The following is a 13,445-nucleotide window of genomic DNA, read 5'->3' as shown; positions in this document are numbered from 1 at the left end:
AAAGATGAGGCGCAATCAATTTCGAAAGACTTTCTTACTAAAATAGGCCCTTCGAACGGCCTAAAGCGGATACGGTATGTCTAAGGGAATTATCGCGAATTCTGTGATGAACGGCGCGGCGGGAATGCTGCTCCTTGTAACGGGATTCCTGTCTTCCATCATCACCGCCCGGCTGCTCGGGCCGGAGGCGAACGGCATCGTCGCCTTCTCGCTCTGGCTCGTCGTCACAGGCGCGTCGATCGCCGAGCTAGGCTCCAGCATCACCATGTCGAAGACGCTGCCGCAGCTGCAGGCAGAAGGCTTCGATGCGCGTCGGCGGCTGGGTTTCGCCTCGCTGCTCGTCACCGTCATGCTGTGCTCGACGCTGTTTCTGCTCGGCCTCTACGCGTTGTTCTTTCTGACGTCGGAGCAGATGCATTGGGCAAAGACCGCCCCCTCGGTCGCCTACGTCACGGGCGCGCTGTTCTTCGTTCAGGCGATCGGCTCCTTCGTCAAATTTTACCTCATCGGTGAGCGGCGGCTGACCGATTTCTTCAAGCTCGCTATGGGTGTTTGCCTGCTGCAGCTGATCGGCGTCGGCGCCGGTGCCGTGCTCTATGGGGTCGAGGGCGTGCTGGTCGGCTATCTGCTGGGGCAGATGGTGTTCTTCATCGCCACCATCCCGATCCTGATGACGCCGCGCGACCGCTGCGGGGTGCCGCTGAAATATCTGGCGGCCTCCTCGATCGTGCTCTCGGCGCAGTTCCTGATCGATTCCATCTTCCTCAACAGGCTGGAGCTCCTGTTCCTGCAGCAGTTCTGGTCGGTCGAGATGGTCGGCTTCTACGCCGTCGGCCTGTCGGTCGCCAATATCGCGCTGCAGCTGCCGATCCAGATGACCGGCAGCTTGCTCCCCTATTATTCGGAGCGGCGCCACTCGAGCGACGACCGCACGCTGCCGGTCGAGGTGTTTGCGGCCGTTACCCGCAGCATGGCCTATATCATCCTGCCGATGAGCTTCGGGCTTGCCGCCATATCGAGCGAGCTGGTGCGCGCGGTCTTCGGTGAGGCCTTCGCGCGCAGCGGAACCGTCGTGGCGCTGCTGGCGCTCGCCGCCCCGTCCTACACCTTCATGCAGACGCTCAGCCTCTACCTTCTCTCCATGGATCGCGCCCGCGACCGGCTGAAGGTCAGCCTCGTCGGCGCTGCCGTGATGACGCTTGGCTGCCTTGCGGTCGTTCCGCTCTTCGCCGCCGAGGGCGCCGCGATGGTGCGCATCGGCGTGTTCACGATTATGTGTATTATCATGGTGCGGCAGACCGGTTTCGGCTCTCAGCTCTCTGGTCTTTACGTAAATCTGCTAAAGACGCTTGCCGCGTCGGTTCTGTGCGCAATTATAGCCCTCGGAATTTTACACTATATCAATGGTTCTATTGGACTTCTTCTCGCAGTCGTTCTTGGTGGCGCTGGCTATATTGTTGCGCTCAAGCTTTTAAAGGCAATTCCGCGAGAGGATGCCGATGTTATGTTGTCGATCGTTGAAAAATTGCCCGGCTCGGTAGGAAAGTCCGCCCGCAAGGCAGTCGCCTTCATTGCGCCAGCGCGCGCCAAGGCGGCGGAAGCCGAAGAGCCCATCGAGATCACCGTCGAGACCGGTCTTGCCGAGGGCGCCGGCAACGAGGCCGCGCTGCCATTCGCTTTCGATGGCACGATTGGCCTGTTCAAGCCGGAGAATGCTGGCGTTGCCAAGCGCTCCACGGCCGTGCTCTTCGTCAATCCCTGGGGACTTGAGGAGATGTGCAGCCGGCGGTTCTTCCGTGTCACGGCGGAGCATTTCGCGGGCCTCGGCGTTCCCAGCCTGCGCTTCGATTATCCCGGCGCCGGCGATGCACTCGATGTCGACGACACCGTTGGCCTCAAGGTCTGGGAAGACGCGATCCGCGACGCCGCCGAGCGGTTGAAGCATCTGAGCGGCTGCAGCCGCATCATCATCGTCGCGCAGGGGCTCGGCGCGGCACTGGCGCAGAGGACCGCGCCGTCGATCGAAGGCGTCGATGCCATCGCCTTGCTCGGTCCCGTCGTCAATGGCCGTGCCTATCTGCGCGAGCTTCGCGCATGGGCGACGTTCATCAATCATCACCTGGGATTGGGCGAGGATGCCATTCCCGAGGGCAAGCACATGATCGCCGGGCTGCAGATGCCCGATGGGATCGCCGCGGAACTGTCGAAGGTCCGCATCGCCGCGCCAGAAACGTTGGCAGCACAGCGTTACCTCATTCTGGAACGCCCGGAGCGCGCCGACGACACGACGCTCGCAGACAATCTGACCGCGCTCGGCGCGACGGTCGAGCAGCAGACATTCAAGGGTTACGACAGGCTGATCTCCGACCCGGTCTTTTCGCGCACGCCTATGGAGGTCGTCGAGACGCTGACGCAGTGGGTGGGCGAACACACGTCGGTCGATCCGGCCGCCGTGCCTTCCGCCACCGTTGTCGATGCTCAGTCGCTCGCAGGCGACGGCTTCGAGGAATTGCCGGTCCGTTTCGGTGCGTTCAATCATCTGGTCGGCGTCGTCACGCGTCCGGTCGGACGGCCGCGCGGCAACAGCGTTGTGTTCCTGTCGACCGCATACGACCGCCAGTCCGGCTGGGGTCGGGCGATCACCGACATGGCCCGGGGGCTTGCCCGCGAGGGCGTCGCCTCGATCCGCTTCGATTCCGCCAATGTCGGCGACAGCCCGCCGCGTCCCGATGCGCCGGATCAGATCCTCTATTCGGCCACCCAGAACGCCGATGCGCAGGCCGCACTCGATCTGCTCGAGGGCATGGTTCCCGGACCGCTGATGGTCGCAGGGCGCTGCAGCGGCGGCTATGTCGCCATCCGCTCCGCTGTTGACGATGTTCGAGTGAAGGCCGCCGTTTCGATCAATCCCTTCGTTTATTACTGGGATCCGAACCAGCCGGTCGAGCGCAAGCATGTCGTTTCGGTGCCGCGCAGCTTCGAGGATTACGGCCAGCGGCTTTCCAGCTTCGCCACGGTCAAGCGCCTGCTGAAGGGCGATATCGACGTGCTGGCGGCGACGCGCAATGTCATCATCGCCTTCTCACGCCGCATGTCGGTGCGCATCGCGCCGCTGCTCGAATATCTGCCGAGCCGCCGGCATACTGCGAGCGAGGTGAAGAAGTCCTTCGTCACCGTCGGCAAGCGCAAGGTGCCGCTGACGCTGATCTACAGTGAAGGCGATGTCGGGCTGGAGCATATGTATTTCCACTTCGGCCCCGGCGGCCGCAAGTTCGAGCGCCATCCGAACGTCCGGCTGGTGATGCTGCCCGATGCCGATCACAATTTGACGCCGCCGGAATCGCGCCGGACGGTGTTCGCCGAGATCGCGCGGCTCGCCAAGGCCTGAGCGGGCTGGCGCGGGCGCCTGCCCGTCTCGGGTCGGTCGAGTTTTCGGAATATTGAAGGTGATCGCGCCGGCTTTTGCTAGCCGGCGATGAGCTCTTTGTAGACGCCGATATACCGCTCCGCGACGACATCCCAGGAATAGGCCGAGGCATCGGAGAGAAGGGCGGCCCGCACCGCCGGCCCCTGTGTTTGCAAGCGCTCGAACGCCGTTTCCAGCGCGAGGGCTGCGGCGGCCGTATCGGCGAAGTCTGCGAGCAGTATGTCCTTGTGGCGCTCGCCGAGCGTTCTATAGGCCTCGTTGGTGTTGAGCACCGGCAGCAGGCCGGCGCTCATGGCTTCCAGCGCCACAAGGCCGAAACCTTCATAGGATGATGCGGAGGCAAAGATCGAGGCGTCGGCGATGATCCGGCCGACTGCGTCGTTGTCGGCGCCGACATGGATGGTGACGGCGTCGTTGAGCTTTAGCCGGTCGATCTGGGCCATGAGGTCCTGCCGGGTCAGATCGGATTCGACGCCGGCGATATCGAGGTGCCAATCGGGATTGAAGACCCTCAGCGCTGCCACTGCGTCGATCAGCCTGTCGAGGCGCTTGTTGACCGAGAACCGGCCGATCGTGACGATCCGGCGCTTAGGCGCCCGCGATGCGCGGTCGGCGAACTTGCCGATGTCGGCGCCGTTTTCGATGACGATGCTGCGGCTCGGCGCGATCTTTTCGAACTGCGCGAGATCAGACATGCTGCAGCCGATGACCCGCTTGTAGGCCATGGCCGAGACGCGAGTGATGGTCTGGAACCAGACCTTCTTGATCGCCGCGAATTTCGTCGTGTGGAAGAAGCCGCCATGGGTGGTGACCACCATCGGCTTGCGATGCAGCAGCCGGCCCCAGGCAAGCGCATCGAAGAAGAAGTCGATCGCATGCACATGGATCAGGTCTGCATCGCCGAGATGGCGGAAGACCTCAGGGGCGAGCGGATAGCGCGTGCTGCCCGACCAGGGGATGCGGACGACGTCGATGCCGTCGATGGTCTCGCGCGACGGCAGTTTCTTGTCGCGGGCGGTAAACAAGCTGTCGAGCGTGACGACACGGACGCGGTAGCCGCGCTTCAGCGTCTGGCGTGCGAGGTTGGCGACCACGTCCTCGAGGCCGCCGCGATTGGGCAGGAACTGGCGGATGACGTGAACGATCAGCGGCGCGGTGGCGGCGACCGGTTCGACGTCATGGGAATAGAGTTCGGCGGCGGACATGTGTCATTCCTTCGGCCGCGATGAACGGATCACGGCTTTCATCGATGCCACATGGCAACGGGCTGCGTTAAGGCTGCGTTAAATGTCCGCGCCTTCGCGGATTTGCTTTTGGGAAGAGTTAACCGACCGTGACCCCGTCTCAGAATGCGCGGAAGGTCAGCGTCGTCAGCGAGCGGACGATGCCGGGAATGCTGGCGATCTGATCGTTAACGAATTTCCCGATGTCCTCGCCTTCCTGGATATAGACCTTGAGCAAGAGGTCGTAATCGCCGCTGGTCGAATAGAGCTCCGAGACGCGTTCGGTCTTGTAGATGGCGTCGGCGACCTCGTAGGTCTTGCCTGGGGCGCACTGGAGCTGGACGAAGATCGGCTTCATGAGGATTTCCTGCATCGAATTCTGTTGCGGCGCATAATGCGCGAAACGACGGGTGTGGCGCAAGCGGTTCCGTCAAGCTGCGGCTTCGCGGACGATCCAGTCGCGGAAGGCTGAAAGCGGGGCGTAGTCGGCGCGCTCGGCGGGAAAGGCCAGATAGTACCGTTCCTTGCTCTCCATCTCGCGATTGACTGATGCCACGAGATCGCCGCGCTTCAGCTCGTCCTCGATCAGGAAGGTTGGCAGCAGCGCCACGCCGAGGCCGGCGATCGCCGCCTGGGCGGCTGTGGCGAACTGGTCGAAGAGCATGCCGTGAACGGTTTGTGGCGGCACCTCGTTATCGGCGAACCATTGTTCCCAGGCATCCGGGCGGGTGGTCAGATGCAGCAGCGGCACGTCGACGAGATCGGATGGCTGGCTGATGCCGTACCGGTCGCGGAAATCGGGGCTGCAGGCGGGTACGGTCTTTTCCGACATCAGGAAGGTCAGCTCCGCGCCCGGCCAGAGCGGATGGCCGAAATGGATCGCGGCGTCGATCGAATCGAGGCGGAAATCGAAGGAGGAGAGGCGGGTGACGAGGTTGATGGTGACGCCGGGATTGGCGGCGAGGAAGCGGCCTAGGCGCGGCGCCAGCCAGCGGGTGCCGAAGGTCGGCAAGATCGCGAGGTTGAGCGTACCGCCATGCGGATTGGCGCGCAGGTTCAACGAGGCGCTGGAGATGCGCCGTAGCGCTTCGCGGATCTCGCGGGCGTAGCCATCGCCGGCAAGCGTCAGGCGCACCGTCTGGCGTTCGCGGATGAAGAGCTCGACACCGAGCTGCTCCTCCAGCGTCTTGATCTGGCGGCTGACGGCGCTTTGCGTCAGGTCGAGTTCCTTGGCGGCCGCCGTGACGCTGCCGGTGCGCGATACCGCCTCGAAGGCGGAGAGCAGCGCGGTGGAGGGTAGAAAACGCCTTGACGTCAGCATGGGTCATTCCATTTCAGAATGAGCTATTTCCGAAATGTCGATATTTATGGCTTTCGGGCGCTTGTAAATAGCTGCACTAATCATAATCGGAATGAACGTGGGGATCTCTATCATGGCAGGCTTCGTTTCCACAGACCGCATCCGCTCGCTGTTTACCGAAGCGATGTCGCAGATGTATCGCGCCGAGGTGCCGCAATATGGAACGCTGCTGGAGCTGGTTGCCGACGTCAATGCCGAGGTGCTTGCCAAGGACAACGCGCTGCGCGAGCGCCTGACGCGGGCCGGCGAACTGGAGCGCATCGATGTCGAGCGCCATGGCGCCATTCGTCTCGGCACTCCCGAAGAGCTCTTCACCATCCGCCGCCTCTTCGCCGTCATGGGCATGCAGTCGGTCGGCTATTACGATCTCTCGGTGGCCGGCGTTCCTGTTCATTCCACCTGCTTCCGCCCGGTCGACCAGGCGGCGCTCAGCGTCAATCCGTTCCGCGTCTTCACCTCGCTGCTCAGGCTCGAGCTTATCGAGGATGAAGCTCTGCGTGCCGAGGCCGCCGATATTCTCGCGAAGCGCCGCATCTATACTGAGCGCGCCATCCAGCTGATCGAGCGTCATGAAGAGGCCGGCGGGTTGACGGAGGCGGAAGCGCAGGAGTTCGTCGCCGAGGCGCTGGAGACCTTCCGCTGGCACGGCGAGGCGACCGTCACGGCCGAGACCTACAAGCGCCTGCACGACGCGCACCGGCTGATTGCCGACGTCGTCTCCTTCAAGGGGCCGCACATCAATCACCTGACCCCGCGCACGCTTGATATCGACGCCGTGCAGGCCCGCATGCCGGAGCGCGGCATCACGCCGAAGGCCGTCATTGAGGGGCCGCCGCGCCGCGATTGCGATATCCTGCTGCGCCAGACGAGCTTCAAGGCGCTGGAAGAGGCGATCGCCTTTGCCGGCGAGACGGGTGCTGCCAAGGGCACGCATACGGCGCGCTTCGGCGAGATCGAGCAGCGCGGCGTGGCGCTGACGGCGAAAGGCCGGGCGCTCTACGACCGGCTACTGGCGTCCGTTCGCGGCGAGGTGCAGGTCGGTGCCGCCGGCGCCAAGGCCGGCGATTACGACAGCGAGCTTGCCGAGCGGTTCCGCGAACTGCCGGACAGCTGGGCGGCGCTTCGGGCCGAACAGCTGGCCTTCTTCCACTATTCCGCGACGCCCAAGGGCGTTGCTGCCGCCGTCGATGGCGCGCTGCCTGATGATGCCGAGGCGCTGATCGAGATGGGTTATCTCACCTTCGATCCCATCGTCTACGAGGACTTCCTGCCCGTCAGCGCGGCCGGGATCTTCCAGTCGAACCTCGGCACGGACCAGCAGCAGAACTACGCAACCCGCTCCAACCGCTCGGCCTTCGAGGAGGCGCTCGGCGCCACCGTCACGGATGAGCTTGACCTTTACGCGGAACGTCAGGCACGCTCGCTGGAGGCGGCGATCGATCTGCTCGGGCTTTCGGGCCTGCGCCTGAGCAACGTTGCCTGATATCCGCGAACGGAGCTCTCCGATGCTGAATGATCCGCGCTCTCACGGCCTCTGGGAAAAGACCGCGCCGCAGCCGCCGGCAACGGTGCCGCTTTCGGGCTCGGTGACCGCCGATATCGTCGTGGTCGGCGGCGGCTATACCGGGCTGTCTTCCAGCCTGCATCTGGCGGAAGCCGGCAAGTCGGTGGTGCTGCTCGAGGCCAACGAGGTTGGCTTCGGTGGCGCGGGGCGCAATGTCGGGCTGATCAATGCCGGCATGTGGGTGATGCCCGATGATCTGCCTGGCGTGCTCGGCCCCGTCTATGGCGAGCGCCTGCTCGACCTGCTCGGCAATGCGCCGAAGCTGGTGATGGAGCTGATCGACAAGCACAAGATTGCTTGCGAGCTCGAACGCAACGGCACGTTGCATGTCGCCGTCGGCGCCGATGGCCTCAAGGAAATTACCGATCGCGCCAGCCAGTGGGCTGCGCGGGGTGCCGATGTCCGATTGCTCGACGCCGCCGAGACGGCGCGCCGCGTGGGTAGCAGCGCCTATACCGGATCGCTGCTCGACATGCGCGCCGGCACGCTGCAGCCGCTCGCCTATGCGCGCGGGCTCGCGCATGCCGCCGTCAAGGCCGGCGTTGCGCTGCATACGTCGAGCCCCGTCATCACCACCGAGAAAAACGGCAAGCGCTGGACGGTGAAGACGGCGAAGGGTTCGGTGACCGCCGACTGGATCATTGTCGCGACGGACGCCTACAGCACCGGCCCCTGGGAGCAGGTGCGCAACGAGCAGGTGCATCTGCCCTACTTCAACCTCGCGACCCGGCCGCTCGGCGACAATCTGCGCAAGTCGATCCTTGCTGGCCGCGAGGGCGTCTGGGACACCAAGGAAATCCTGTCCTCCTACCGCATGGACCAGGCCGGCCGGCTGGTGTTCGGCAGCGTGGGTGCGCTGCGCAATACCGGGCTTTCCGTCCACAAGGGCTGGGCGCGACGCGCGTTGAAGAAGCTGTTCCCGCAGCTTGGGGATGTCGAGTTCGAATGCGAGTGGTACGGCAAAATCGGCATGACCGACAATGCGCTGCCACGCTTTCACAAGTTCGCCGATAATGTCGTCGGCTTTTCCGGCTATAATGGCCGGGGGATCGCGCCGGGAACGGTGTTCGGCCGCACGCTTGCCCGCCATATCCTGGGCGAGATCAGCGAGGCCGAGTTGCCGCTGCCGCTGACGGAGCCCGCCGAGCCGCGCTTCCGCGCCGCCAAGGAACTATGGTACGAAGCCGGCGCTCAGGTCGCCCACTTCGCCGATGCCCGCTTTTAAGAACAATAAGGTTGGAACCACGACAATGACCATCGAAACGCTCGATCTCGCCACCGAAACCAAGACCCTGCTTGCCAAGCTCGGCGTCAGCGCCGACCGCTTCACCGGCGGCACGCTGCGGGTGACGTCGCCCGTGACGGGCAAGGAAATCGGCGCGCTGAAGGAAGTGTCCGTCGCCGATGCCAAGACCGCGATCGACAACGCCCACAAGGCGTTTCTCGAATGGCGCGCCGTTCCGGCGCCTAAGCGTGGCGAGCTTGTGCGCCTGCTCGGCGAGGAGCTGCGCGCGGCCAAGGCCGAGCTCGGTCGGCTGGTGTCGATCGAGGTCGGCAAGATCACCTCCGAAGGCCTCGGCGAAGTGCAGGAAATGATCGACATCTGCGATTTCGCCGTCGGCCTGTCGCGCCAGCTCTACGGCCTGACGATCGCCACCGAGCGTTCCGAGCACCGGATGATGGAAAGCTGGCACCCGCTCGGCGTCGCCGGCATCATCTCGGCCTTCAACTTCCCCGTCGCCGTCTGGTCTTGGAATGCGGCGCTGGCGCTGGTCTGCGGCAATTCCACCGTCTGGAAGCCGTCGGAAAAGACCCCGCTGACCGCACTTGCCACGCAGGCGCTGTTCGAAAAGGCGCTGAAGCGCTTCGTCGCCGAAGGCGGCACGGCGCCGGCCAATCTCTCGACGCTGCTGATCGGCGGCCGCGATGTCGGCGAAGCGCTGGTCGATCATCCGAAGGTGCCGCTGGTTTCGGCCACCGGCTCGACTGCCATGGGCCGCGCCGTCGGTCCGCGCCTGTCGCAGCGCTTTGCCCGCGCCATCCTCGAGCTCGGCGGCAACAACGCCGCGATCATCTGCCCGACGGCCGATCTCGACCTGACGCTGCGCGGCGTCGCCTTCTCGGCCATGGGCACCGCCGGCCAGCGCTGCACCACGCTGCGCCGCCTGTTCGTGCATGAGAGCGTCTACGACGCGCTGGTTCCGCGCCTGCAGAAGGCCTACGGCTCCGTCAGCATCGGCAATCCGCTGGAAGCAGGCACGCTTGTGGGACCGCTGATCGACAGCCAGGCCTACAGCAACATGCAGTCGGCGCTGGAGCAGGCAAAGGCGGCGGGCGGCAAGGTCACCGGCGGCGAGCGTGTCGAAAACGGTGCCTCCGATGCCTTCTACGTGCGCCCTGCGCTGGTCGAGATGCCGGCACAAACAGGCCCGGTCGAGAACGAAACCTTCGCGCCGATCCTCTACGTCATGAAGTACAGCGATTTCGACGCGGTTCTCGAAGATCACAATGCCGTGCCGCAGGGCCTGTCGTCGTCGATCTTCACCAATGACATGCGCGAAGCCGAAACCTTCGTCTCGGCGCGCGGGTCGGATTGCGGTATCGCCAACGTCAACCTCGGCCCTTCGGGTGCCGAGATCGGCGGCGCGTTTGGCGGCGAGAAGGAAACCGGCGGCGGCCGCGAGTCGGGCTCCGACGCATGGCGCGCCTACATGCGCCGCACCACCAACACGATCAACTACGGCAAGACACTGCCTCTGGCGCAGGGCGTGAAGTTCGACGTCGAATAAGCGTCTGACGGCTGTGATGATTAGGGGCGGCAGCGCGATGGCGTTGCCGCCCTTTTTTGCTGCCGGCTAGAATCATTCTAAGTATTTTCCAATTATTTCAAGCCTTTGTGATGGCCCACGGGTCGCCTAAACTTGAAATCGACTGCCAAGGAAAATATACCGCTGCAATATCATGGATATCGCAGATGACATGCCATGGAGGGCATCATGACCGTCTCCCTTAATCGCCTCTCGCAGGCCGCCGCGTTCGGCGCCATGCTTCTTGCCGCGACATCGCTCTCTTCGGGCGCCAAGGCGCAGGAGGAAGAGTCCGAAGGGATCGTCGTCTACAACGCCCAGCACCAGAGCCTCGGCCAGGAATGGGTGGACGCCTTCACCAAGGAAACCGGCATCAAGGTGACGATGCGCCAGGGCAGCGACATGCAGTTCGCCAACCAGATCATCCAGGAAGACGAGGCGTCGCCCGCCGACGTGTTCCTCACCGAGAATTCGCCGGCAATGACCTTGGTCGATGCCGCCGGCCTGTTTGCGCTGATCGACAAGGCAACGCTCGACCAGCTGCCGGAAGAGTTCCGTCCGAAGGATGGCATGTGGGCCGGTATCGCGGCGCGTTCCACGGTGTTTGCCTATGACAAGACCAAGCTCACCGAGGACAAGCTGCCGAAGTCGATGATGGATCTCGCTGATCCGGCCTGGAAAGGCCGCTGGGGTGCTGCCCCTGTCGGCGCCGATTTCCAGGCTATCGTCAGCGCGTTGCTGCAGCTGAAGGGCGAGGAGGCGACGGCAGCCTGGCTGAAGGCGCTGAAGGAAAACGCGACCTCCTACAAGAGCAACACGGTTGCCATGAAGGCGGTCAATGCGGGCGAGGTCGAAGGCGCGATCATCTATCATTACTACTGGTTCGGCGATCAGGCGGCGACGGCTGAAAACAGCAAGAACGTCGCACTGCACTACTTCAAGAACCAGGATCCGGGCGCCTTCGTCAGCCTATCGGGCGGCGGCATCCTGAAGTCGAGCCAGCACCAGAAGGAGGCGCAGGCCTTCCTGAAGTTCATCACCGGCAAGGCTGGCCAGGCGATCCTGAAGAACGGCACCTCCTATGAGTACGCCGTCGGCAAGGGTGCTGCCTCCAACGACAAGCTGGTGCCGATGGCCGACCTGCAGGCGCCAGCGGTCGATGCCTCGCAGCTCAACAGCAAGAAGGTGGTCGAGATGATCACCGCCGCTGGCCTGATCTAACGGCTGCAGCGGGCAGCCAGGGCAAAACTGTTGCTTTTGCCTCAAGAAAACTTTAGGCCATGACGATACACGGCAACCGTCTGTCAAAGACGGTTGCCTTCCTTTTTCAGCGTGTCAAAGGCGCGGCCTTGCTGCAGGACAACAGATTGCTTGCTTCCGATATGCCGGCGACGCGGCCAGCGGCAGGACTGGCGCGACCGCGCCGGGGCATGCCTTATGCGCCCGTCGTGCTTTTCGCCGCAATCGTCGCGCTGTTCAGCCTCGTTCCCCTCGGCTTCATCGGCTGGATCACCATCGATGTCGGCTGGGAAACGGTGAAGCAGCTGGTGTTTCGCCCGCGCGTCGGCGATCTCCTCGTCAATACCGTCGCTCTCGAAGTCATCACCGTGCCGCTGTCGATCGTGCTGGCGGTGACGCTCGCCTGGATCGCCGAGCGCACCGATGTTCCCTTCGCACGCCTCTGGGCCTGGCTTGCGGTGGCGCCGCTCGCCGTGCCGGCCTTCGTGCATTCCTACGCCTGGGTCAGCCTTGTGCCGGGGATGCGCGGACTACAGAGCGGCGTCTTCGTCTCGGTGCTGGCATACTACCCGTTCCTCTATCTTCCCGTCGCAGCGGCCCTGCGCCGGCTCGATCCCGCTATCGAGGATGCGGCCGCCTCGCTCGGGCTTGGGCCCTGGGCGGTGTTCTTCCGCACCATCCTGCCGCAGCTTCGGCTCGCCATCTGCGGCGGCTCGCTTTTGATCGCGCTGCACCTGCTGTCGGAATACGGGCTCTTCGTGATGATCCGCTTCGACACGTTTGCGACCGCGATCGTCGACCAGTTCCAGTCGGCCTATAACAGCCCGGCCGCCAATATGCTCGGCGGGGTGCTGGTCGCCTGCTGCCTGCTTCTGCTTGCCATCGAGGTGCTCGTGCGCGGCAACGAGCGTTATGCCCGCGTCGGTTCCGGCTCGGCGCGCCCGGCCGATCGCCGCCGTCTCGGCTGGTTCGCGGTGCCGGCCGTGCTCCTGCCCGTCATCGTCGCGGCGCTGACGCTCGGGGTTCCCTTCGTGACGCTGGTGCGCTGGCTCTATCTCGGCGGCGCCGGCATCTGGCGCGTCGAAGTCGGCAATGCCTTCGTGCAGTCGATCGTGCTGGCGTTCGCCGGCGGTATCCTGGCGACGATCGCCGCCGCTCCTATGGCGTGGTTGTCGGTGCGCGCGCCGGGCCGCGTGCAGCGCATTCTCGAGGCCTGCCACTATTATGTCGGCTCGCTGCCGGGTGTGGTCGTGGCGCTGGCGCTGGTGACGATCACCGTGCGCTTGGTGCTGCCGCTCTACCAGACATTCGCGACGCTGCTGCTCGCCTATATCCTGCTCTTCCTGCCGCGCGCCATGGTCGGTCTTCGCGCCAGCATCGCGCAGGCGCCGGTGGAATTGGAGCGCGCCGCGATGGCGCTTGGGCGTACGCCCGGCCAGGCGGTGCGGCAGATCACCATGCGGCTTGCAGCGCCGGGTGCGGCGGCCAGCATCGCGCTGGTGGCGCTCGGGATCACCAACGAGCTGACGGCGACGCTGATGCTCTCGCCCAACGGCGTCGAGACGCTGGCGACGAAATTCTGGTCGCTGACCAGCGAGATCGATTATGTCGCCGCGGCGCCTTACGCCTTCATGATGGTCGTGCTGTCGCTGCCGCTGACCCTTCTTCTTCATGCTCAATCAAAACGGACTGCCGGACAATGACGCTGCTTACGATCGAAGGTGCCAGCAAGCGTTACGGTCAGGTGCAGGCGCTCGATAACATCTCGCTGGAGGTGACGGCGGGCAGCCGTACCGCCGTGGTCGGCCCTTCCGGCTCCGGCAAG

The 13,445-nt window shown here is 64.2% G+C and carries 9 protein-coding genes and 1 pseudogene; 7 read left to right on the top strand and 3 right to left on the bottom strand.

Annotated elements, in window-relative coordinates:
* Positions 1–76: 76 nt before the first annotated feature.
* Positions 77–3,388, top strand: a complete 3,312-nt coding sequence (locus B3605_RS24030) for an alpha/beta fold hydrolase (protein ID WP_112942664.1) — start codon at positions 77–79, stop codon at positions 3,386–3,388.
* A gap of 77 nt (positions 3,389–3,465) precedes the next feature.
* Here the strand turns inward: B3605_RS24030 and B3605_RS24025 are convergent, their stop codons facing one another.
* From B3605_RS24025 to B3605_RS24015, 3 genes are all read right to left on the bottom strand, one after another.
* Positions 3,466–4,632: a glycosyltransferase family 4 protein gene (locus B3605_RS24025; protein ID WP_112972869.1), complete on the bottom strand. Its 1,167-nt coding sequence runs from the start codon at positions 4,630–4,632 to the stop codon at positions 3,466–3,468.
* A 139-nt stretch (positions 4,633–4,771) separates the two neighbouring features.
* On the bottom strand, positions 4,772–5,008 hold the full coding sequence (locus tag B3605_RS24020; protein ID WP_112425684.1) for an Lrp/AsnC ligand binding domain-containing protein: 237 nt from the start codon (positions 5,006–5,008) through the stop codon (positions 4,772–4,774).
* A gap of 72 nt (positions 5,009–5,080) precedes the next feature.
* Positions 5,081–5,971 (bottom strand): LysR family transcriptional regulator, encoded by an 891-nt coding sequence (locus tag B3605_RS24015; RefSeq protein WP_112942662.1) that lies wholly within the window; start codon positions 5,969–5,971, stop codon positions 5,081–5,083.
* A 112-nt stretch (positions 5,972–6,083) separates the two neighbouring features.
* Here B3605_RS24015 and hglS point away from each other — a divergent pair, with 112 nt between their 5' ends.
* From hglS to B3605_RS23985, 6 genes and pseudogenes are all read left to right on the top strand, one after another.
* Complete coding sequence (gene hglS, locus B3605_RS24010) at positions 6,084–7,493, top strand: 2-oxoadipate dioxygenase/decarboxylase HglS (RefSeq protein WP_296436504.1); 1,410 nt, start codon at positions 6,084–6,086, stop codon at positions 7,491–7,493.
* Positions 7,494–7,515: 22 nt separating this feature from the next.
* Positions 7,516–8,799 carry an NAD(P)/FAD-dependent oxidoreductase gene (locus tag B3605_RS24005; protein WP_112942660.1) on the top strand — a complete coding sequence of 428 codons (1,284 nt, stop codon included), beginning with the start codon at positions 7,516–7,518 and terminating at the stop codon, positions 8,797–8,799.
* A 25-nt stretch (positions 8,800–8,824) separates the two neighbouring features.
* Positions 8,825–10,363 (top strand): aldehyde dehydrogenase family protein, encoded by a 1,539-nt coding sequence (locus B3605_RS24000; RefSeq protein ID WP_296436502.1) that lies wholly within the window; start codon positions 8,825–8,827, stop codon positions 10,361–10,363.
* Between the two features lie 207 nt (positions 10,364–10,570).
* Positions 10,571–11,602 carry an iron ABC transporter substrate-binding protein gene (locus tag B3605_RS23995; RefSeq protein ID WP_296436499.1) on the top strand — a complete coding sequence of 344 codons (1,032 nt, stop codon included), beginning with the start codon at positions 10,571–10,573 and terminating at the stop codon, positions 11,600–11,602.
* 59 nt (positions 11,603–11,661) lie between these two features.
* Positions 11,662–13,323: an ABC transporter permease gene (locus B3605_RS23990; RefSeq protein WP_112942658.1), complete on the top strand. Its 1,662-nt coding sequence runs from the start codon at positions 11,662–11,664 to the stop codon at positions 13,321–13,323.
* Positions 13,320–13,445: pseudogene (locus B3605_RS23985) on the top strand (ABC transporter ATP-binding protein); the annotation flags it as partial. The gene B3605_RS23990 and the pseudogene B3605_RS23985, both read left to right, overlap by 4 nt.

Origin of the sequence: Rhizobium sp. UBA1881, from assembly GCF_002338015.1 — a bacterium.
Classification (GTDB): domain Bacteria; phylum Pseudomonadota; class Alphaproteobacteria; order Rhizobiales; family Rhizobiaceae; genus Rhizobium.
The sequence above is the reverse complement of the archived record's forward strand: the minus strand, read 5'-3'. Positions and strand labels throughout refer to the sequence as shown.